General features: G+C 36.9%; 35 protein-coding genes. 33 read left to right on the forward strand and 2 right to left on the reverse strand.

Translation table 11 applies throughout. The features are described from left to right. The first annotated feature begins 324 nt into the window (after window positions 1–324). From CQA58_RS06155 to CQA58_RS06205, 11 genes are all read left to right on the forward strand, one after another. Window positions 325–807, forward strand: a complete 483-nt coding sequence (locus tag CQA58_RS06155) for a hypothetical protein (protein ID WP_115569851.1) — start codon at window positions 325–327, stop codon at window positions 805–807. 1 nt (window position 808) lies between these two features. After that, on the forward strand, window positions 809–1,384 hold the full coding sequence (locus tag CQA58_RS06160) for a hypothetical protein (RefSeq protein ID WP_115569852.1): 576 nt from the start codon (window positions 809–811) through the stop codon (window positions 1,382–1,384). A gap of 96 nt (window positions 1,385–1,480) precedes the next feature. Beyond that, entirely contained in the window at window positions 1,481–1,954 is a 474-nt protein-coding gene (locus tag CQA58_RS06165; RefSeq protein ID WP_115569853.1) for a DUF4279 domain-containing protein, read from the forward strand. 111 nt (window positions 1,955–2,065) lie between these two features. Continuing rightward, window positions 2,066–2,503 carry a hypothetical protein gene (locus CQA58_RS06170; protein WP_115569854.1) on the forward strand — a complete coding sequence of 146 codons (438 nt, stop codon included), beginning with the start codon at window positions 2,066–2,068 and terminating at the stop codon, window positions 2,501–2,503. Window positions 2,504–2,659: 156 nt separating this feature from the next. Beyond that, window positions 2,660–3,316 carry an ankyrin repeat domain-containing protein gene (locus tag CQA58_RS06175; protein ID WP_115569855.1) on the forward strand — a complete coding sequence of 219 codons (657 nt, stop codon included), beginning with the start codon at window positions 2,660–2,662 and terminating at the stop codon, window positions 3,314–3,316. A 71-nt stretch (window positions 3,317–3,387) separates the two neighbouring features. After that, on the forward strand, window positions 3,388–4,071 hold the full coding sequence (locus CQA58_RS06180) for a hypothetical protein (RefSeq protein ID WP_115569856.1): 684 nt from the start codon (window positions 3,388–3,390) through the stop codon (window positions 4,069–4,071). 263 nt (window positions 4,072–4,334) lie between these two features. Further along, on the forward strand, window positions 4,335–4,925 hold the full coding sequence (locus CQA58_RS06190; protein WP_115569858.1) for a hypothetical protein: 591 nt from the start codon (window positions 4,335–4,337) through the stop codon (window positions 4,923–4,925). Then, window positions 4,922–5,527, forward strand: a complete 606-nt coding sequence (locus CQA58_RS06195; protein WP_115569859.1) for a hypothetical protein — start codon at window positions 4,922–4,924, stop codon at window positions 5,525–5,527. Before CQA58_RS06190 ends, CQA58_RS06195 begins: the two co-directional genes overlap by 4 nt. Before the next feature lie 142 nt (window positions 5,528–5,669). Beyond that, complete coding sequence (locus CQA58_RS08255) at window positions 5,670–5,822, forward strand: hypothetical protein (RefSeq protein WP_170126756.1); 153 nt, start codon at window positions 5,670–5,672, stop codon at window positions 5,820–5,822. Window positions 5,823–5,839: 17 nt separating this feature from the next. Continuing rightward, the gene (locus CQA58_RS06200) at window positions 5,840–6,265 is read left to right on the forward strand and encodes a hypothetical protein (protein WP_115569860.1); all 426 of its coding nucleotides are present in this window, start codon (window positions 5,840–5,842) and stop codon (window positions 6,263–6,265) included. A 17-nt stretch (window positions 6,266–6,282) separates the two neighbouring features. Beyond that, window positions 6,283–8,148: a BspA family leucine-rich repeat surface protein gene (locus CQA58_RS06205; protein ID WP_170126757.1), complete on the forward strand. Its 1,866-nt coding sequence runs from the start codon at window positions 6,283–6,285 to the stop codon at window positions 8,146–8,148. 51 nt (window positions 8,149–8,199) lie between these two features. Here the strand turns inward: CQA58_RS06205 and CQA58_RS06210 are convergent, their stop codons facing one another. Together CQA58_RS06210 and CQA58_RS06215 are read right to left on the reverse strand one after the other, a co-directional pair. Next, window positions 8,200–8,772 (reverse strand): ribonuclease HII, encoded by a 573-nt coding sequence (locus tag CQA58_RS06210; RefSeq protein WP_115569862.1) that lies wholly within the window; start codon window positions 8,770–8,772, stop codon window positions 8,200–8,202. Then, window positions 8,769–9,806 carry an ATP-binding protein gene (locus CQA58_RS06215; RefSeq protein ID WP_115569863.1) on the reverse strand — a complete coding sequence of 346 codons (1,038 nt, stop codon included), beginning with the start codon at window positions 9,804–9,806 and terminating at the stop codon, window positions 8,769–8,771. The genes CQA58_RS06210 and CQA58_RS06215 overlap by 4 nt, the downstream gene beginning before the upstream one ends. 189 nt (window positions 9,807–9,995) lie before the next feature. Here CQA58_RS06215 and rpsJ point away from each other — a divergent pair, with 189 nt between their 5' ends. The 22 genes from rpsJ to map are packed head-to-tail and all read left to right on the forward strand — an operon-like array spanning window position 9,996 to window position 20,399. After that, entirely contained in the window at window positions 9,996–10,310 is a 315-nt protein-coding gene (gene rpsJ / locus CQA58_RS06220) for a 30S ribosomal protein S10 (RefSeq protein ID WP_115569864.1), read from the forward strand. A 16-nt stretch (window positions 10,311–10,326) separates the two neighbouring features. Further along, a complete protein-coding gene (gene rplC / locus CQA58_RS06225) occupies window positions 10,327–10,905 on the forward strand; it encodes a 50S ribosomal protein L3 (RefSeq protein WP_115569865.1) in 579 nt (192 codons plus the stop codon). A gap of 4 nt (window positions 10,906–10,909) precedes the next feature. Next, window positions 10,910–11,521, forward strand: coding sequence for a 50S ribosomal protein L4 (gene rplD, locus CQA58_RS06230; protein WP_115569866.1), 612 nt, complete (start codon window positions 10,910–10,912; stop codon window positions 11,519–11,521). A gap of 4 nt (window positions 11,522–11,525) precedes the next feature. Further along, window positions 11,526–11,807, forward strand: coding sequence for a 50S ribosomal protein L23 (locus CQA58_RS06235; protein WP_115569867.1), 282 nt, complete (start codon window positions 11,526–11,528; stop codon window positions 11,805–11,807). Window positions 11,808–11,818: 11 nt separating this feature from the next. After that, the gene (gene rplB, locus CQA58_RS06240; protein ID WP_115569868.1) at window positions 11,819–12,646 is read left to right on the forward strand and encodes a 50S ribosomal protein L2; all 828 of its coding nucleotides are present in this window, start codon (window positions 11,819–11,821) and stop codon (window positions 12,644–12,646) included. Window positions 12,647–12,655: 9 nt separating this feature from the next. Beyond that, window positions 12,656–12,937, forward strand: a complete 282-nt coding sequence (gene rpsS, locus CQA58_RS06245) for a 30S ribosomal protein S19 (protein WP_115569869.1) — start codon at window positions 12,656–12,658, stop codon at window positions 12,935–12,937. Window positions 12,938–12,947: 10 nt separating this feature from the next. After that, window positions 12,948–13,301: a 50S ribosomal protein L22 gene (gene rplV / locus CQA58_RS06250; protein ID WP_115569870.1), complete on the forward strand. Its 354-nt coding sequence runs from the start codon at window positions 12,948–12,950 to the stop codon at window positions 13,299–13,301. Beyond that, window positions 13,302–14,003, forward strand: coding sequence for a 30S ribosomal protein S3 (gene rpsC / locus CQA58_RS06255; protein WP_115569871.1), 702 nt, complete (start codon window positions 13,302–13,304; stop codon window positions 14,001–14,003). A 3-nt stretch (window positions 14,004–14,006) separates the two neighbouring features. After that, the gene (gene rplP, locus CQA58_RS06260) at window positions 14,007–14,432 is read left to right on the forward strand and encodes a 50S ribosomal protein L16 (protein ID WP_115569872.1); all 426 of its coding nucleotides are present in this window, start codon (window positions 14,007–14,009) and stop codon (window positions 14,430–14,432) included. Further along, complete coding sequence (rpmC, locus tag CQA58_RS06265) at window positions 14,419–14,607, forward strand: 50S ribosomal protein L29 (protein ID WP_115569873.1); 189 nt, start codon at window positions 14,419–14,421, stop codon at window positions 14,605–14,607. Before rplP ends, rpmC begins: the two co-directional genes overlap by 14 nt. A gap of 3 nt (window positions 14,608–14,610) precedes the next feature. Then, window positions 14,611–14,868 (forward strand): 30S ribosomal protein S17, encoded by a 258-nt coding sequence (gene rpsQ, locus CQA58_RS06270; RefSeq protein ID WP_115569874.1) that lies wholly within the window; start codon window positions 14,611–14,613, stop codon window positions 14,866–14,868. A gap of 2 nt (window positions 14,869–14,870) precedes the next feature. Next, window positions 14,871–15,239: a 50S ribosomal protein L14 gene (rplN, locus tag CQA58_RS06275; RefSeq protein ID WP_066340756.1), complete on the forward strand. Its 369-nt coding sequence runs from the start codon at window positions 14,871–14,873 to the stop codon at window positions 15,237–15,239. After that, window positions 15,240–15,467, forward strand: a complete 228-nt coding sequence (gene rplX / locus CQA58_RS06280; RefSeq protein WP_115569875.1) for a 50S ribosomal protein L24 — start codon at window positions 15,240–15,242, stop codon at window positions 15,465–15,467. Then, a complete protein-coding gene (rplE, locus tag CQA58_RS06285) occupies window positions 15,468–16,013 on the forward strand; it encodes a 50S ribosomal protein L5 (protein WP_115569876.1) in 546 nt (181 codons plus the stop codon). A gap of 1 nt (window position 16,014) precedes the next feature. Continuing rightward, window positions 16,015–16,200 carry a type Z 30S ribosomal protein S14 gene (locus tag CQA58_RS06290; RefSeq protein ID WP_115569877.1) on the forward strand — a complete coding sequence of 62 codons (186 nt, stop codon included), beginning with the start codon at window positions 16,015–16,017 and terminating at the stop codon, window positions 16,198–16,200. Between the two features lie 9 nt (window positions 16,201–16,209). Further along, window positions 16,210–16,605: a 30S ribosomal protein S8 gene (gene rpsH, locus CQA58_RS06295; protein ID WP_115569878.1), complete on the forward strand. Its 396-nt coding sequence runs from the start codon at window positions 16,210–16,212 to the stop codon at window positions 16,603–16,605. Window positions 16,606–16,617: 12 nt separating this feature from the next. Beyond that, window positions 16,618–17,154, forward strand: a complete 537-nt coding sequence (rplF, locus tag CQA58_RS06300) for a 50S ribosomal protein L6 (RefSeq protein ID WP_115569879.1) — start codon at window positions 16,618–16,620, stop codon at window positions 17,152–17,154. Between the two features lie 10 nt (window positions 17,155–17,164). Continuing rightward, complete coding sequence (gene rplR / locus CQA58_RS06305; RefSeq protein ID WP_115569880.1) at window positions 17,165–17,521, forward strand: 50S ribosomal protein L18; 357 nt, start codon at window positions 17,165–17,167, stop codon at window positions 17,519–17,521. Between the two features lie 11 nt (window positions 17,522–17,532). Continuing rightward, a complete protein-coding gene (gene rpsE / locus CQA58_RS06310; RefSeq protein WP_115569881.1) occupies window positions 17,533–17,973 on the forward strand; it encodes a 30S ribosomal protein S5 in 441 nt (146 codons plus the stop codon). A 10-nt stretch (window positions 17,974–17,983) separates the two neighbouring features. Beyond that, window positions 17,984–18,385, forward strand: a complete 402-nt coding sequence (gene rplO / locus CQA58_RS06315) for a 50S ribosomal protein L15 (RefSeq protein WP_115569882.1) — start codon at window positions 17,984–17,986, stop codon at window positions 18,383–18,385. Then, window positions 18,385–19,638: a preprotein translocase subunit SecY gene (gene secY / locus CQA58_RS06320; protein ID WP_115569883.1), complete on the forward strand. Its 1,254-nt coding sequence runs from the start codon at window positions 18,385–18,387 to the stop codon at window positions 19,636–19,638. Before rplO ends, secY begins: the two co-directional genes overlap by 1 nt. Beyond that, the gene (gene map, locus CQA58_RS06325) at window positions 19,638–20,399 is read left to right on the forward strand and encodes a type I methionyl aminopeptidase (protein WP_115569884.1); all 762 of its coding nucleotides are present in this window, start codon (window positions 19,638–19,640) and stop codon (window positions 20,397–20,399) included. The genes secY and map overlap by 1 nt, the downstream gene beginning before the upstream one ends. Window position 20,400 lies beyond the last annotated feature (1 nt).

The following is a 20,400-nucleotide window of genomic DNA, read 5'->3' on the forward strand; positions in this document are numbered from 1 at the left end:
GGAAGTTAAGCTCCTCATCGCTGATGATACTGCACCTTTCAGGTGTGGGAACGTAGGTCGATGCAGGGTTGGGATTTAATCTTCTTTTTTACTTCAGTAATTTATTTCAGTGTTTTTTAGTGTTGTTTGGTAATGTTGTTTAGATTTATATTCTTGCGTGTCTGTTTTTAGGTTTGGGCTTTTTATCAGTATTAGGGGGTGTTTATATTGGTATTAGAGATTTGATATAGAGAGGATTGTATTTGCTGATAGAATAAGAGTGTGGTAAAAATACAAAAGAGAGGATTGTATTTGGAATAAAGGGGTAGGGAGAGGAAGAGAGTTGTGCAAAAATCACACTTTAAGAGAATAAGGCTTAGTTTAGAGGAGCTTAGAGGTTTGGTTTTTACTTTTAAAACTAAGATTTATTGTCAAGAAGAGCTTTGGAATACTCTAACTTCATTTATCACTCCTTTGGATAATTCAAATGCCAAATTCAGAGAGGGAGAAGTTATCAGCAATAATTCTTTGATGATCTTAAGGACTTCATCTCAAAAGATTCTTGATATTTGGAAGAGTGAGAAAGTAGGTGTTTTATCTTTGCATAACCAATGCGATTTGCCTATTGAGGTTGAAATTCTCTCTTTGACAGATTTTTATTTGTGTCTTGATTTGGAAAATAAAATCTTGGGATTTTTAGTTTATTCTTTGGCAGAAGAAATGCTTGAGTGTTTTGATAGTCAAGAGAATCCAACGCAAAAAGGAAGAGTGATTGAAAAAATGATTGATAGATTGCTTGATGTAAATCTTTTGGTGAATGGAGAGTGAAATGATTTTAGACTATAAGAGTTGTATTTTTTGTAAGAGCAAAGAGAATGATATGGGAAATGGAATCTTTTTTGACATTCAAAAGAAAGATAATGCTCCCGAATTCTTGTGGATATTCTGTTATCACACACACATTCTCCAAGAGTTTGATATTCTTACTTATGGGAATTGGGAATTTTATCCTTCAAAACTAGATACTTCTTTGGATTTTGATGAGATTTATGATTCCTTACTTGCCCCACTTAAAAATCTCTATAAAAACAAAAGGGGTTTGGCAGAGATAAGAGATATGTATTCAGGAGTGGATTTTATAACAAGAGTCGGAGAGTTTGGGGGTGGAAATCACATTAGGTTTTATACAGATGAATCTCACATTAAAACTCTCAAAATGGATATTTGTATCGTTGATAATTTTGATGAAAGATTGCTTTCAGAAGAGGCAAATTACCCTTCTTATTTGCATTACATCAAAAATATTTCAATTGATTTTGAGGTTTTAAAACATATAATCAATAAAATTGAAGCATTTTTTGGTCTAGAAGAGGGGAAAAATCACAATGATTGCAATAGGAATTGATCTTGGTAAAAAAGATGTGAGCAAGTTTGATTGATACAAAGACAACCAAAGTGGGCAAATCATCCATAAAGTAAAGGGTGAAAATAAAGGAGAGCAATGAAGCCAAACTCAATACCATCATACTATTTTGATTTTACTCTTGAGTCCAATGGAGGCAAAGCTTGTTTTGTTGATTTGGAGTGGATAAGTAAAAAAATGGGGCTTCATCCATCTAGCACAAGATTAAAAGGAGAGAAAAATATCATTCTTGAGCAGACAATAGAGGCAAAATTTACTCGATGGAGTAAGCAGTCAAAAGTCTATAAAGATTGGAATATAGATAAAAACTTTGAGAAATTTGTAGATAAGTTCCATAAAAAACAAAAACAGATTCTCCAAATTTTGCAAACCTATCCAGAGATTTCAGCTTTTATCTGCTATATTCCAACCTTTTATGATGACAGCTTTTATATTTGCCAAATCACTCCAACGATTGCTAAGAAATTAGCAGATATGCAAACTTGTTTTATCTCTGATCCACAGATGATTTTAAGCAAGTCAAGGATTAAAGAAATGATTAGTGAGATTTAAAAGAATTTTTGATTTTTCTTTAAAAAACTACAATGATGAAAAAATCACCAAATGAGTATAATGCCAGAGCTTATCTTGGAGAGTTGAGTGGGGGTGGGGAGAGGGAGATTGATGAAAACAAGTTTTAAAATCATTGAAGAAAAAATAGAGAAGTATAGACATCTTGGTAAATTTGATGCTTTGATTGTAGGCTATATTGATTATCTCAATCAAGAGGGGCAAGACGAGGTTTTGTTGCTTGATGCCTTTTTGAGTGAATACTTTCAATCCTATAATGACGATCTGCTCTTTCAGGTTTTGGTCGCCTTATTTGAGAATGAAATAGGTGCAGGAAATGATATGGCAAATGAAAAAGATCCTCTAAAATTTCCCAATAATACTTTTTTTGATCAAGATACTACAGCCTTGCAAAAAGCACAGCTTGTCTATCAGGCATTTAAACAAACACAAATTTTATTTCCTGAAGAAGAAAGACTAGATAATAGAGCAATATTGCAGTTTGGTATTGTTTTGTGGAGCAAAGATGTATTTGAAAAACGCAATCATTAGTGGAGGATTTTTCAGATATACTCTATGATTTGACACACATCTTATAAAACTATTTATTGCAGGATTTGATCTATAAGAAAACCACAGAGGAGAGTGAGGCATCAAAACAAAAGAGTGGAGAGGGTAAGAAATCAATCTAAAAAAAGGAGATGGACAATGATTACAACCCAAAAAATCACTGAAGGAGATATTATCAAGGCTCTTCAAAAAGGAGATGTTGCATTTTTCCAAGCCCATCAGATTGATGGAGATTATCGTATAGTTAATCCTGAATTTGATGGTGATACTTTGTTTCTTTCAAGTCTTGCAGATTCAAACTCTGAGTTGTATTTGTATTTTTTGGAACAAGGAGCAAATCTATTCTCTCCTAACTCTTTGGGGGAGAATGCCTTGCACTCAATTGCCTTTTCCAAAGACTCTCAACGCTTAAAGCATATCCTTAAAGCCAATCTTTCGTGCATAGAAATGCTAAATAATACAGCGATTTCTGGGGAGACTCCCTTGCATTATAGTATTTTGTTTGAGAATATGGGCTACTTTGATGCATTGATTGAGCTTGGGGCAGAGGTGAATTGCACCGATAATGAAGGTTGTTCCCCATTACACCTTGCTTGTATGATAAAACTTGATGATGAAAAAGACAATTTGCACATTGTCAAAACTCTGCTTGAGCGTGGAGCTAACCCATTGCTAAAAACAAAACTAGGAAATTATCCTTTGGCATTGGCAATCAATAATGATTTATATCGCGTAGCAAAGCTTTTATGGGAATATCAAATCGCAAATAAAGATATTTCTCTCAAAGATTCTTAATGCCTAGATTTTGCTTCTTCTCTTTACTCCTTGTTTTATAATGCAGAGATGGAAAACCAAAGGAGAAAAATATGACTGCTGACAAAAATAACTTGCCCAAGCATTATTCTTCTTGGATGCAAGACATTGATAATGCCTACATAACGCAAGAAGCTTGGATGAAGGGTGAGTATTTTGATGAGAATGAAAGAATTAAAATTTACAAACACCCAAAATTGGGTTATATCAAAGTGTATCAGCTTAGTGATGGGAGTATTTTTGGTTATCCTTTTGGCGATATGGGGATAAAAGATTGGGAGTTTGAAAAACTTACACCACCTTCTCTTATTGCTGTGGCTCAAATTTTGAGGAGACAACCCTGTGTCTTTAATTTTGTCTTAGGTAATTTTAGATTATTAAAGTATTGTGAAAATTTTTGGATCTCCTACTTTCAAGATTTTGACATTCACTTTTTGGGAATTTCTGATTTTAATTATTCTACTTGCTGGAGCTTTCTTTCTCAAGATAAGATTAAACTTCAGATTTCTATCATTGCTCCATTTGCAAAAATAGAATTTTGCAATGATTTTCAAAGAATAAAAAGATTTGAAGTGCTATTGAAAAATATGGGATATTTGCTCCTTGATAGAAAACAGCTTGAACTAGAAGTTCCAAATATTCATCTTGAAAATGCTTTATCGCCTGTAAATATCGATATGTGTTTTTTTGAGGAGTATCATAAAGAGAGTAATAAAATCTTAGGCAAGAAAGTATGAGAAGAATGTTTTACAAATCTCACTCTTTTATCAATCCCTAGAGCAATGGGATATAAGCAGAGCAGAATAGAAGTGAGATATTTGAAATAGAGTCTGATTGCAAGGAGTGAAAAAAGTCTTTTGTATTGCATTTTGATATTCAAAAAAGGTGGTATTCCTAAGTTTTGTGTGTATCATATACATATTTCCCAAGAGCTGTATTGAAGAGTTTAAGGGGAGGGGTGTATAGAGAATCTTTAGTCTAGAAGGGAGAGAAAATCACAATGATTGCAACAGGAGTTAATCTTAGCAAAAAAGAAGTTTGCACATTTGAGAAAACTATCGGAAAGTTTTCTTTGTGTGGAGAGCAAATCCCTACTTCTATGGGATTGGTGCATTATGATTTGAATAGTGAATTTTTTGTCATTCCTATGCTCTCTTGCACTTCACCAAACCCCAATGCCTCAAATCTATACGAACGCTATGCTAATGAGGAATTAATCTTTGAGTGGAGAGATTTCAACCCTCATCAAGCAATCTTAGAGTTTTTGGGGATTGGAGGGGATTATTTCTCTCTCACAGGTTGCACTTACCTCAAGCTCAAAGCTAAGCTTCTTTATCAAATTGAGAGTTATTTTTGGGATATGAGTATGAGTGATTGGAGTGATGAGCTATATCAAAGCTATGTGATTAAACCCATAGAGATAATGGGGATAGAGAATAGATTTCAGACTAAAGAGAGTGTGCTAATTGAAGAGATTGGAGCTTCATTGATAGATTTGAAAAGACTTTTTGAGATTCACAATGGCAACAAACCCACAGCAATTTTTGGCAATCAAACCCTTCTTAATCATTCACTATGGAGACTTCAATGAGTAGATATATCACAACAGGGCTAGGCAGTTCTTTAAAGTTTGTCAATTATTTTGACAAGGAGGTTTTGGATTTGTATTGGGGATACAAGACTTCTTTTTCACTCAATCCTCAAGCCACAATCAGCACCAAGAGTAATGGAGATTTTTTGACAACTATGGCTAAGCCACAAACCACTCCAAACCCCAATGCCTCAAATCTATACGAACGCTATGCTAATGAGGAATTAATCTTTGAGTGGAGAGATTTTAATCCTCATCAAGCAATTTTAGAGTTTTTGGGGATTGGAGGGGATTATTTCTCTCTCACAGGTTGCACTTACCTCAAACTCAAAGCTAGACTTCTTTATCAAATTGAGAGTTATTTTTGGGATATGAGTATGAGCGATTGGAGTGATGAGCTGTATCAAAGCTATGTGATTAAACCCATAGAGATAATGGGGATAAAAAGCAAGTTTATAGAGAGTATCAAAGATGAGGATATTGCTTATGTTTTAAATTTGTTGGATTTGCAGATTACTCAAACTCCAAGACTTTTTGAGATCTATAATGTAAATCTCCCCACTTATGTGAATGAAGAGGTGATGGGGGAAAACTTTTTTTGATCACCCCAATTGTCTTTTTGCTTCTCCTATAAGAAAATAGAACGCTATATAAAAAATCCTTATAGAAAAATCCAATCTAATTCTTGTAAGTTTTTTCCAATAAAAAAAGTAAAATGATATAAATCAGCCTATGGAGGAAGAGATGAAAAGACACAACTCCTCAACAAAGCAAGAGCTCAAAAAACTTTGTCAAGACTCTAGTGTCTTGCTAGGTGGTATTGGTGTTAGCAATGCGAGAGATATGAGTGGGATATTTGAGTGTGTGGGATTATTTAATCAATCATTAGGGAATTGAGGTTGGAGGAATGCCCAATGGACAGCCATAAATTGGAACAATGTGTTTGCCTTGAAGAGATTTTATCACTTGCAGACTTTGAGCGACAAGTTGTGAAACTTATCTCAATGCAAATGCAAAATTTAGACATATTTGAAAGCTACAAAAAGGGAAAAATATCAAGTCGAGAAATCAATTTGTGTGGTTATTACTGCAATCTAGAAACATTGATAATCACTCCATATTCTGGCGTTATTGGAAATGTTGATTTGTATCTGAAAGAAGAATGCGTAGGTGGAAGTTTGCTATTTTTTGAGAGTGGAATTTTAAAATTCATTGAAGCTTATTTTTGGGAAGAAAATGATTTTTTCTTACACTTCAAGGACAATGAAATAATGAAAAGCCCCCATAAAAACTTTATAAAATCTGATAATCCATTACCATCAATAAGAGAAACAAAATGAGGCTATGGGAGGAAGAGATGAAAAGACACAACCCCTCAACAAAACAAGAACTCAAAAAACTCTGTCAAGACTCTAGCATCTCACTAGGTGATATTGATGTCAGCAAAATTACAGATATGAGTTTTTTGTTTGCAGATACTCAAAGAAGCAATGATGAATTTATAGGCATTGAGAGTTGGGATGTTAGTAATGTAAAGTCTATGAAGGGAATGTTTTATTTTGCCGAATCTTTCAATCGCTCTTTAGAAGATTGGGATGTGGGTAATGTTGAAAATATGAGTGAAATGTTTTATAAAGCAAGTGCTTTTAATCAATCCTTGCAAAAGTGGAATGTCAGTAAAGTGAGGGATATGAGCAAGATGTTTTGCTCTGCTAAGTCTTTCAATCAACCCATAGAGAATTGGGATGTAAGTAGTGTTAAGTCAATGAAAGAAATGTTTTGTTGGGCAGAATCTTTTAACCAACCTCTAGGGAATTGGAATGTGGGTGGTGTCAAAGATATGAGCGAAATGTTTTATGGTGCTAAGTCTTTCAATCAACCCCTAGATTTTTGGAATGTTGGCAAAGTTAAAGATATGAGAGGGATGTTTTGCTCTGCATATTCATTCACTCACCCCTTGAAAAGCTGGAATGTGAGTAGCGTGAGAGATATGCAAAGAATGTTTGAGAGTGCTGTATCTTTTAATCAATCTTTGGATTCTTGGGATGTCAGCAATGTCAAAACTATGAAAGAAATGTTTTGTTGGGCAGAATCTTTTAACCAACCTCTAGGGAATTGGAATGTCTCTAGGGTTATCAATATGGATTCAATGTTTTGTTCTGCTAAGTCTTTCAATCAACCTCTAGAGTCTTGGGATGTTTCAAAAGTAGAGGATATGAGTGGAATGTTTGCACACACAATGGAATTTAATCAACCTTTACAGAAATGGAATGTCTCAAGCGTAAAAAATATGAAGAGAATGTTTGCCTATACAAAAATATTCAATCAACCCCTAGATTCTTGGAATGTAGGCAATGTAGAAGATATGGGTGGAATGTTTTTTTATGCTAAAGCATTCAATCAACCACTAGAGAAATGGAATGTCTCAAGCGTAAAAAATATGAGTGGAATGTTTGGCTATACACAAGAGTTTAATCAGCCCCTAGAAGCTTGGAATGTGGGCAGTGTGAAATATATGGATGAGATGTTTCACAAAGCAAAAAGCTTCAATCAGCCTTTGCAGGGGTGGAATGTCTCAAATGTGGAAAGTATGCACAGAATGTTTTATTGGACTAAAGCTTTCAATCAGCCCCTAGAACAATGGGATGTGAGAAATGTAGAGAATATGAATAGGATGTTTTGTTGGGCAGAGTCTTTCAATCAACCTTTGGGAGCTTGGAATGTAGGCAAGGTTAGAGATATGAGCGAAATGTTTTTCAAAGCAACAAGTTTTAATCAGACTCTAGATTCTTGGGATGTTTCCAAAGTAGAAAATATGAGATCTATGTTTTCTCACGCAGAATTATTTAACCACCCTTTAGAGTCTTGGAATGTTTCAAATGTAGTGAATATGAAAGAAATGTTTTATAAGGCAAAAAACTTCAATCAGCCTTTGGAAAAGTGGAATGTAGGAAGAGTGGAGAATATGAGTGGAATGTTTGGCTATGCAAAATCATTCAACCAGCCCTTAGATTCTTGGAATGTGGGCAATGTGGAAGATATGAGTGAAATGTTTTATAAAGCAAGTGCTTTTAATCAGTCTCTAAAGAGTTGGAATATCTCAAAAGTGGAAAATATGAGAAGAATGTTTTATAAAGCTCATTCCCTCAAGCAATCCCTAGAGCAATGGGATATAAGCAGAGTAGAAGATAGAAGTGAGATGTTTGGGAGAGAGGATGATTGAGAGAATATAAAAAGATTTTCTATGATGTGTGAAGAACCAATGGATAATGTTTTAGATTTTATAGCTCTTGCGATGAAAGGGGGTGTAGCCTAGGGTTTTAATCTTTTGTATATGCTCTTTGGTGCAGTATCCACTATGAGAGGGGAAGTCATAGTCAGGGAAAAGAGCGTGAATCTCTTGACACTCCAAGTCTTTGGAGTATTTGGCTAGGATTGAGGCTGAAGAGATTTGATGAATGAGAGAATCACCCTTGATGAGGGTTTGAAGTGGGATAAAAAGTGGAGCTTGGGCTTTGAAAGTGGAGTTGCCATCATAGATAAATTTTGTGATTTCACATCGCTTTATCATCTCTTCCATTATCTCTTCTAATCCCTCTCTTAGACATAGACTTAGCCCCTTTTCATCAATCTCTTGAGGAGTTTTTTTGACAATGTGATGAGCTATCTCTTTTGTTTGAAGCACGCTTTTGGCAATCTCTTCTCTAGCTTTAGGAGAGAGCTTTTTGCTGTCTTTGATGGCTAGATGAGAGAGTGAGGGGATAAGCTCCTCACTATAAGCCACACCACAGATAAACAAGCTCCCTCCTACACTCCCTCTCCCTGCTTCATCAATCCCACAAATCATTCTATTTCTCCTAGGCTAAGTTCCAAAAAGTCAAATACCCCATCCATTTCCCAATCTTTTTCTAATGTGATGATTCTAACTTGAGGATAGGGAGATTTTTTGATTTTTTGGGAGATAAATTCTTGGTGAGCAAAAGGGGCGAAGAAAAACACCCCGTGCTTTTGGGTGATAAAAAAGTTTTGATCATCATAACAGAGTGTATCATCATTTTTTTCTAAAAAAATCAAAAGCTCTAGCACAAACATATTCTCTAGCATTTGCAAGATTGTGCTTTGGGGAGAAAGGGCTTTGGGGAGAGAAAAATCATAAAAATAGATTTTTTTGGGCTTGTTTTCTTGGATATGGGGCAGACTTAGCATAATCCCCTCACTCTCTAGTCTATCCCACAGCTCATATAGCCGATCTTTGGAGATTTTTCGCTCTTTTTTGAGCAGTGAGTAGAATTGATTAGTGGTGAGCTTGGAAGAGGCAAATGAGGAGAGTTTGCAAAAGATAGAGAAACTATCTTCTAGGGCGATTTTGAGATTTTCTTGTTTGGTTTTGATTTTTTGGAATTCTGCCAAAAAAGGCATTTGAGGGAGATTGCCATCTTTGATGAAATTTTTTAGCAAGGTTGTAGGTAGGGAGTTTTTGCGATCAAAACTCACATACTCTGCAAAGCTAAGGTTTCTCATTTTTAGGAGTGAGAAAGAGGGGAGAGTATGGGGGAGAGTGGAGATGAGAATGATTGAGGGGAGATTGGGGAGAGTGAAGCTAGGAGAGTAAGAATCAAGGATTAAAAACTCGATTTTTTTCTCCAAAAATAATTTAAGCAATTCACTTTTGGCTTCTTCTAGATTCACTCTTGGATCTTGACAATCAAGATAGGCAATTTTTTTGCTAGGGAGATTGAGTGAGGAAGCAAAATCAAAAGCCAAAGAGGTTTTCCCACTCTTTGGAGCTCCATAGATTAGGGTTTTGGGAGAGGGGAGAGTAAAATCTCTTGGGAGAGTGTTGTAAGATTTTTCATTGTAGTATTGCCAAAAAGGGTGCATCTTTTTCCTTGAAAATTTTCTTCAAAGGGATTGTATCTTAGGTTTCCTTTTTTTAAGGAAACAAATTTGAGAAAGAATACCCAAATTTAGCGTTATTGTATTGACTTATAGTGGTGTGTTTTTATATAATCACAGCTTCCCAAAATAACATCAATGCAAATTGATGAGTTCTTTAAGTGAGGAAAAAATATGGAAAAAATTAGATTAAAGCTCAAGGCTTACGATCATAGAGTGCTTGATAGATCCGTTGTGGCTATCGTAGAAGCAGTGAAGAGAACAGGTTCGGAGATCAAAGGTCCTATCCCTTTGCCTACAAAGAAAAGACGATATACAGTTCTTAGATCTCCACACATCAACAAAGATTCAAGAGAGCAGTTTGAGATCAGAATTCACAGCAGAATTATTGATATTATGTCTGCTACTCCTGATACTGTGGATAGTTTGATGAGCCTAGATTTAGCACCTGAGGTCGATGTAGAAGTCGTATCTATGGGTAAAAATTAAGTGAGAGGTAGTGATTATGGAATTTATCGTTCAAAAAATTGGTATGAGTAGAACAATAGGATCTTCAAGCACTGCTGTAACACTTTTGAAAGTTTTGAATGCAAAAGTTTGTAGTTTGCGTGAAGATGGTAAGGCTTTGGTTGCTTACTCTCAAGGCAAAGAGTTCAATAAAGCGATTGAGGGACAACAAAAAAAATACAGCCTAAGCAAAGAGTTCAATCGATTTGCGACTTTGGCAGTAACCAATCAAGAAATCGGTGATTTGGATACAAGTATTTTGGGTGAAAGCAAAGTAGTAAAAACGACTTTCAAAACAAAAGGTCGTGGATTTAGTGGTGCGATGAAGCGATGGAATTTCCAAGGTGGTCCTGCAGCACACGGAAGCCGATTCCACAGAAGATTGGGATCTATTGGTAATCGTGAGTGGCCTGGTAGAGTTCAACCTGGTAAGAAAATGGCTGGACACTATGGAAATGAGCAAGTCAGTGCAAAAAATGAAATCATCTCTTTTGATAAAGAGAATGGAATCTTGGTTCTTAAGGGTTCTGTTGCAGGTTTCAATAATGCATATGGAAAAATCAAAGTTGTAGGATAAGGTAATGAAAGCATTAGTTTTAGATTCTAAGATGAAACAAACAAGTGAAGTTGCGTTGCCTGAAAGATATAAAGAGATTAAAGAGCACAATCTTTATCTTTATGTCAAGTCTTATCTTGCTTCTTTGCGTGCAAATAGTGCAAGTGCGAAGACAAGAGGAGAAGTGAGTGGTGGAGGCAAGAAACCTTGGGCTCAAAAAGGTGGCGGTCGTGCAAGAGCAGGAAGTATTACTTCTCCTGTATTTGTAGGTGGAGGTGTATCTCACGGACCAAGCAACAACAAAAACTACAATCTCAAAGTCAATAAGAAGCAAAAAAGACTAGCTCTTGAGTTTGCACTTAGACAAAAAGCTGAGATGGGGAAACTCTATGTGGTTGATTCTGTTGCTGTGGCAAGTGGTAAGACAAAAGATGCATTTAATATGTTTAAAAGCCTCAATGAAAGAAGCACACTCTTTGTCGCTCAAATGAGTGATGAGCCTACATTCTTGGCTTATAGAAACCTAAAAAACTGCTATCTTGCAGATAGTAATGAGCTTAATGCTTATCTTGTAGCAGCTTTCCGATCTGTTGTGATTGAAAAAGCAGTTTTTGATGAAATTGTGAAAGAGGGTTAAGGCTATGGCAGATATTACAGATATCAAATCGATTTTATATACAGAGAAGTCTTTGGCACTTCAAGAGAGTGGTGTTTTGGTTGTGCAAACTTCTTCAAAAGTGAGCAAAAATCAACTCAAGCAAGTATTCAAAGAGTATTTTGGATTCACTCCTGAGAGAATCAATTCTTTGAAACAAAATGGAAAAGTCAAGCGATTTAAAGGACGCGAGGGCAAGAGAGCGACTTATAAGAAGTTCTATGTCAAATTGCCCGAGGGTGCAAAAATTGACGCTTTGGCAGTGTAAAGGAGAGTTAAATGGCTATTAAAACTTATAAACCTTATACGCCTTCTAGGCGATTTATGTCAAACCTTAGCTCAAAAGATATTACAGCAAAGCCAAGCGTTCGCTCTTTGCTTGTCAAGCTTCCTGTGAGTGCAGGTAGAAACAATAATGGAAGAATCACAAGTCGTCATAAAGAGGGTGGAGCTAAGAAGCTCTATCGTATCATTGACTTCAAGAGAAATAAGTTCAATATCGAAGGAAAAGTGGCAGCGATTGAGTATGATCCATACAGAAACTGCCGAATTGCTTTGGTTGTTTATCCTGATGGAGAGAAGCGATACATTATTCGCCCTAGTGGATTAAATGTAGGTGATAGCGTCATCTCTGCTGAGAGTGGATTGGATATCAAAGTAGGTTTTGCAATGAAGCTCAAAAGCATTCCTGTGGGAACAATCGTTCATAATATCGAAATGCACCCAGGAGCTGGAGGACAGCTTGCTAGAAGTGCAGGAGCAAGTGCTCAGATTATGGGAAGAGAAGGAAAATATACAACTCTTAGAATGCCAAGTGGTGAGATGAGATATATCCTTGAAGAGTGTATGGCTACAATTGGTGTAGTAGGAAATGAGGACTTTATCAATATCTCTATCGGTAAAGCAGGACGCAATCGACACAGAGGAATCAGACCTCAAACTAGAGGTAGTGCGATGAACCCAGTAGATCACCCACATGGTGGAGGTGAAGGTAAAACAGGTTCAAGCGGACATCCTGTATCTCCATGGGGAACACCTGCTAAGGGTTATAAAACTCGAAGAAAAAAAGCAAGTGATCGATTGATTATCTCAAGAAGAAAGAAATAAGGAAAGAAAATGGCTAGATCAGTAAAAAAAGGTCCTTTTATCGATGAGAGCTTGTTGAAAAAAGTCATTAAAGCAAAAGAGACAAAGGACAGCAAACCTATTAAAACTTGGTCACGCAGAAGTATGATTTTGCCCGATATGATTGGATTGACTTTCAATGTCCATAATGGTCGTGCATTTGTGCCTGTATATGTGACAGAAAATCATGTAGGTTACAAACTTGGTGAGTTTGCTCCTACAAGAACATTTAAAGGACACAAAGGAAGTGTCCAAAAGAAAATCGGTAAGTAAGGAGTGAGTGATGAGTAAAGCATTATTGAGATACATTAGACTTTCTCCTACAAAAGCTCGCCTTGTAGCAAGAGAAGTGCAAGGAATGAATGCAGAAGTGGCAATCGCAAGTCTTGAATTTACTCCTAATAAAGCAGCAAGAGTGATTTCTAAAGTGATTGCTTCAGCAGTTGCAAATGGTGGATATGAGCCACAATCTGTGGTCGTAAAATCTTGTCGTGTTGATGCAGGTCCAGTGTTAAGACGCTTTATGCCAAGAGCAAGAGGTAGAGCAACACCGATTCGCAAACCAACTTCACATATTTTTGTAGAGGTTGCATTGCAATCAGCAGATAAGAAAAAAACCAAGAAAGAGGGCAAGTAAATGGGACAAAAAGTTAATCCAATAGGTTTAAGACTAGGAATCAATAGAAATTGGACTTCAAGATGGTTTCCTGGATCTGCTGTGACTCCAAACAATATCTTGGAAGATCACAAAATCCGAAAATTCCTCAAAAAAGAGCTTTATTATGCAGGAATTAGTGAAATCATTATTGAAAAAGCAGCTAAGAAGCTTAGAGTAACCGTCGTCGCTGCACGCCCCGGACTTATCATTGGTAAGAAAGGTGCAGATATTGAGAAGGTAAAAGAGTCTTTGAAAAAGATTGTTCAAAAAGATGTAGCAATCAATATCAAAGAGGTTAAACGCCCACAGGCTGACGCTCAACTTGCTGCTGAGAGTGTTGCAACTCAACTTGAGCGAAGAGTGGCTTTCAGAAGAGCGATGAAAAAGGTTATGCAATCAGCAATGAAATCAGGTGCGAAAGGAATCAAAGTCAAGGTTTCTGGAAGACTTGCAGGTGCTGAGATGGCAAGAACTGAGTGGTATATGGAGGGAAGAGTTCCACTTCATACACTGAGAGCAAAAATCGATTATGGTTTTGCTGAAGCGATGACAACTTATGGAATCATCGGTGTTAAGGTATGGATTTTCAAAGGTGAAGTTCTTCACAAAGGGATTCAAGCTGAGAAGCGTGAAGAGAGTAGCAAAGAAGATCGCCCAAAATCAAGAAGAGGGAGACAATAAGCTATGTTGATGCCAAAAAGAACAAAATACAGAAAACAACAAAAAGGACGCAATAGAGGAAAATCTTTCAGAGGTGCTTCTTTGGCGTTTGGAAACATTGGGATCAAAGCCCTAGAGCACGGAAGAATTGATTCTAGACAGATCGAGGCTGCAAGGATTGCAATGACTAGACATATCAAGAGAGCAGGTAAGGTTTGGATTCGTGTTTTCCCTGATAAGCCTTTGACAGCTAAACCACTTGAGACAAGAATGGGTAAAGGTAAGGGTGCAGTTGATAAGTGGGTGATGAATATCAAGCCAGGAAGAATCATTTATGAAATGATCGGAATCGATGAGGCAACAGCTAGGGACGCTCTAGCACTTGCACAAAGCAAATTGCCTTTCAAAACTAAAATTGTTACTAGCGAGAGTGAAAATGAAATTTACTGAGTTGAAAGAAAAAGGAATGGAGGAGCTACACGCTCTTCTTAAAGAGAAAAAATCGGCGTTGTTTGAGCTAAAACTCAAACTTAAGACAATGCAATTGACTAATCCTAGTGAAATCCAAAGTGTGAGAAAAGATATCGCTAGAATCAATACTGCGATTAATGCAAAGAAGGATTAAGAGATGAATAAAGAACCACACAAAAGAATTATTCAAGGGAAAGTTGTCAGCAAGGCAGGTGATAAGAGCGTTGTGATTTTGGTTGAGCGAAAGGTTGTTCATCCAAAGTATAGAAAAATCGTTAAGCGATTTAAGAAATACACAATTCACGATGAAAACAATAGTGTTAAAGTAGGTGATGTGATTAGTGCGATTGAGTGCAAACCAATCTCTAAAACAAAAACATTTAACTTGCAAAATATTGTTTCAGTAGGAGTTTAAGTATGATTCAAAGTTTTACACGATTAAATGTTGCAGATAATAGTGGTGCAAAAGAGATTATGTGTATCAAGGTTTTGGGTGGAAGCCATAGAAGATACGCGACAGTAGGTGATGTAATCGTGGCATCTGTCAAAAAGGCGATTCCAAACGGAAAAGTCAAAAAGGGACAAGTTGTCAAAGCAGTTGTTGTAAGAACCAAAAAAGAAATCCAAAGAGAAGATGGATCTCTAGTGCGATTTGATGATAACGCTGCTGTTATCTTGGACGCAAAAAGAGAGCCTATTGGAACGAGGATTTTTGGTCCTGTAAGTAGAGAAGTGCGATATGCGAATTTTATGAAGATTGTATCGTTAGCTCCGGAGGTATTGTAAGTGGCAAAGTTTAAGATTAAAAGAGGTGATAGCGTAAAAGTTATCGCTGGTGATGATAAAGGCAAGGTAGGAAAAGTGCTTTTTGTATATCCAAAAACTGCTCAAGTGGTTGTAGAGGGTTGCAAAATGGTAAAAAAAGCGATTAAACCCACTGAGGAAAATCCTAAGGGTGGATTTATCAACAAAGAAGCTCCAATGAGTATTTCTAATGTGAAAAAGGAGCAGTAAATGTTTGGATTGAAAAGTGTTTATCAAAACGAAATCAAGCAAAAATTGGTGCAAGAGCTAGAGATTAAAAATCCTATGCTTACTCCAAAACTTGAAAAAATCGTTATTAGCGTAGGTGCAGGTGAGTATGCAAAAGATATGAAGATTATGCAAAATATTGCAGATACAATCTCTGTGATTGCAGGACAAAAAGCTGTGATTACCAAAGCTAAAAAATCTGTTGCAGGATTTAAGATGAGAGAAGGAATGCCAATGGGTGTAAAAGTTACATTGCGTGGCAATATGATGTATAACTTCCTTGAAAAACTCATCGTGATTTCTTTGCCTAGAGTGAAAGACTTCAGAGGTGTTTCTCGCAATGGTTTTGATGGGCGTGGAAATTATAGTTTTGGTCTTAATGAGCAGTTGATGTTCCCTGAAGTTGTTTATGATGATATTATGGTAACTCACGGAATGAATATCACGCTTGTAACTTCAACAAATAGCGATAAAGAAGCATTCAAGTTGTTGGAACTTCTTGGTATGCCTTTTGCAAAAGGAAAATAAAATGGCAAAGAAATCAATGATTGCTAAAGCTAGCAGAAAAGCAAAATTCAGTTCAAGAGCATATACAAGATGCCAAGTTTGTGGAAGACCACACTCTGTATATAGAGATTTTGGTTTGTGTAGAGTGTGTCTTAGAAAAATGGGAAATGAGGGACTTATCCCTGGACTTCGCAAGGCAAGTTGGTAAGGAGAGATTATGGTAAATGATATTATTGCAGATTCTCTAACAAGAATTAGAAATGCTTCAATGAGAAGATTGGAATACACAACACTTTATTATGCAAAGATTGTGGTTTCTATCCTTGAGGTATTCAAAACAAAAGGTTTCATCAAAGATTATAAAGTCAATGATAAAGATGGCAAACAATCTATCAGCGTTCAGTTGGCTTATGATGAAAGAGGTTATAGTGTCATTAGTGAAGTCAAGCGAATTAGCAAGCCAGGAAGAAGAGTTTATAAGAGCAGAAATGAGCTTAAGCGATTCAAAAATGGTTATGGGACAATCGTTGTCAGCACTTCTAAGGGTGTCATTGCAAATGAAGACGCTTACAAAGCCAATGTTGGTGGCGAAGCACTTTGCAGTATTTGGTAAGAGGAGAAAGAAATGTCAAGAGTTGGAAAACGACCAATTAGCATTCCTTCAGAGCTAAGCGTTAGCGTTGAGGGGAGCAAAATTGTCTTTAAAAATTCTAAACTTGTTAAAGAATTAGAGACACACAATCGTGTAATCATTGAGTGCAATGATAAAGAGCTAAGCTTTAAGCCTATCAATGATGAAGCTCAATCAAGAGCATATTGGGGGACTTATAGAGCTTTGGCAAACAATATCGTTGTCGGACTTAGCCAAGGATTTAGCAAAATGCTTGAAATCAATGGAGTAGGTTATAAAGCAGGAGTTTCAGGAAAAGTGCTAGAACTTGCTTTGGGATTCTCTCACCCTGTGAAATATGATATTCCTGAGGGTGTTGAAATCAGTGTGGATAAAAACACAATCACAATCAAAGGAAGTGATAAGCAACAAATTGGACAAATTGCTGCTGAGATTAGAGAGTTTAGACCACCAGAGCCTTACAAAGGTAAGGGGATCAAATACAGCGATGAAGTAATCATCAGAAAAGCTGGAAAAACAGCTAAGAAGTAAGGGGTGAGAGATGACAAATAGAGTATTAGAAAAAAAGAAAAAGCTAAGAGCAAAAAGAAAACTTAGAGTAAGAGGAAATATCTTTGGTGTTGCCTCTAAGCCAAGAGTAAGTATCTTTAAATCAAATCGCTATCTTTATGCACAAGCAATTGATGATCAAAAGGGTGTAACTCTAGCGAGTGTTGATGGAAAGAAACTTGGTTTAGGAAACAATAAAGAGAATGCTAAGCAAGTGGCTAAAGCATTTGCTGACAATCTCAAAAAGAGTGGTATCTCTGAAGTTGTTTTCGATCGTAATGGATACATTTATCACGGTGTTGTTGCAAGCTTTGCAGATTCTTTGCGTGAAAATGGCATTACACTATAAAGGATAAGGTTATGGAAATCAATAGAGAAGAATTCAGTGAAGTAGTTGTAAATATTGGGCGTGTTACAAAAGTTGTAAAAGGTGGTAGAAGATTCCGCTTCAACGCCCTTGTAGTTGTTGGAAACAAAAATGGACTTGTAGGATTTGGACTTGGAAAAGCCAAAGAAGTTCCTGATGCAATCAAAAAGGCAATTGATGATGCTTTCAAAAATATCATCTCTGTCAATATCAAAGGGACAACAATCGCTCATGATATCGAGCATAAATACAATGCAAGTAAAATCTTGCTAAAACCTGCTAGTGAGGGAACAGGGGTTATTGCTGGTGGAAGTGCAAGACCAGTAATTGAACTTGCAGGAATCAAAGATATTTTGACAAAGTCTTTGGGATCAAACAATCCTTACAATGTTGTAAGAGCCACAATTGACGCTCTTGCAAAAATCAAAGCTTAAGGAGAAAAAAATGGCATTAGAGCAAATTAAACCTGCCATTGGAAGCACACGCGATATCAAGCGTGTGGGAAGAGGACAAGGTAGTGGTATGGGTAAAACCTCTACTCGTGGAGGAAAAGGACAAACTGCAAGAACAGGTTATAAGGCAAAGAGAGGATTTGAGGGAGGACAACAACCCCTTCAAAGAAGATTGCCTAAAGTTGGTTTTAGATCAAGAGTTGAGAAGCCTTATGTTATCAATGTAGATAAAAGTGAGAGTATCAACAAGGTAGCTGAAATCACTTTGGAATCATTGCGTGAAGTCTATGGTTTCCCTCTTTATATCAAAAGTGTTAAACTCATTGGAAGCAAAGCAAATACTCTAGCTTCTAAAATCAAAGATGAGAGAGTGAAAACCACCAAGGCCAAGTAATGAATAAAAAGATTGTAGATAAGATTTTAATCACCCTTCTTTTTATCTTCTTGTATCGACTTTTGGCATATATTCCTGTGCCAGGAGTAGATCTTCTTGAAATCAAAAGATTCTTAGATCAAAACGCAAACAACGCTCTTGGGCTTTTCAATATGTTTAGTGGAAATGCTGTGGAGCGATTTAGTATCATCTCTTTGGGAGTTATGCCCTATATTACAGCTTCTATCATTATGGAGCTTTTGGCTGCGACTTTCCCAGCTTTGGGCAAACTCAAAAAAGAGCGAGATGGAATCCAAAAATACACCCAAATCATCAAATATGCCACAATTGTTATCACTTTGATTCAGGCTGTGAGTGTAAGTTTTGGTTTGAGGGGACTAAGTGGAAATGGTGCTGTGATTATTGATATGACTCACTTTGTGTTTATCTCAGCTTTCTCAATGCTTGCAGGGACAATGCTTTTGCTATGGATTGGAGAGCAAATCACTCAAAAAGGTGTGGGAAATGGAGTGAGTTTGATTATCTTTGCAGGAATTGTTTCAGCTATCCCTTCCTCAATTGCCAAAACATTTGAGCTTGTCAATGCAGGAGAGCTCAATATCCTCAAACTTGCCGTGATTGTTGTATTGATTTTGGCGACGGTTTTTGTGATTTTGTATATGGAGCTTTCAGAGAGAAGAATCCCTGTTTCTTATGCAAGAAAAGTGATGATGCAAAACCAAAACAAAAGGGTTGTCAATTACATTCCTATCAAAGTCAATTTGAGTGGTGTGATTCCCTCAATCTTTGCATCAGCTCTTCTTGTATTCCCCTCAACTGTGCTTCAAAGCTCAAGCAATCCTTATTTGCTAAAGATTGCAGATTGGATCAACCCTAGTGGTTATCTCTACAATGTCTTAATGTTTGTCTTTATTATCTTCTTTGCATATTTTTATGCTTCGATTGTATTCAACTCTAAAGACATTGCAGAAAACCTCAAAAAGCAAGGTGGATTTATCCCCGGACTTCGCCCAGGTGAGGGAACTGTGGGGTATCTCAATCAAGTAGCAAGCAATCTCACTCTTTGGGGTGCGTTGTATCTAGCTGTGATTTCTACTCTCCCTTGGATTTTACTCAAAGGAATGGGAGTGCCTTTTTACTTCGGTGGAACGGCAGTGCTTATTGTGGTGCAAGTCGCGATTGATACGATGAGAAAGATTGAAGCCCAAGTGTATATGAGCAAATACAAAATGCTTAGTGCAACAGGACTTTAATGGCAATTGCAATCCGAAATTCACGCGAGATTGATTCTCTGCGTGTTTCCTCTCAAATCGTTGCCAAAGCCCTTTCTTTGGCAAAGCAATCTCTCAAGGTGGGTGTAAGCCTACTAGAGATTGATGCGATGGTTGAGGATTTTATCCGATCTAGTGGAGCTAGACCTGCATTTAAGGGTCTTTATGGCTTCCCCAACTCTGCTTGTCTTTCACTCAATTCTGTTATCATTCATGGAATCCCCACAGATTACAAACTCCAAGAGGGCGATATTTTGGGAATTGATATTGGAGTGGAGAAAGATGGGTGGTTTGGTGATGGGGCAATCACAGCAGGGGTAGGAAAAATCTCTTCTCAAGATAAGGCTTTGATTGATTGCTCACGCAATGTTTTGCTAGAGGGGATTGAGAGTATTAAGGCTGGAATGCATTTCAAAGAGTTGAGTTTGATTCTGCAAGAATTGATTGTGGGGTATGGTTATGTGCCATTGGAGGATTTTTGCGGACACGGGATTGGGAGAAAGCCTCACGAAGAGCCACAAATCCCCAATTATCTTAAGCACGGAAAAGCCAAGAGTGGAGAAAAAATCAAAGAGGGAATGGTGTTTTGTATTGAGCCTATGATTTGCCAAAAAAGTGGAAAACCCAAAATTTTGAGCGATCAGTGGTCAGTGGTTTCAGAAGATGGATTAAGAACAAGTCATTATGAGCATACTGTTGCCATTATTGGTGGCAGGGCAGAAATTTTGTCAAAGGAGGAATAAG

It is taken from the genome of Helicobacter brantae, from assembly GCF_003364205.1.
Lineage (GTDB): Bacteria > Campylobacterota > Campylobacteria > Campylobacterales > Helicobacteraceae > Helicobacter_G > Helicobacter_G brantae.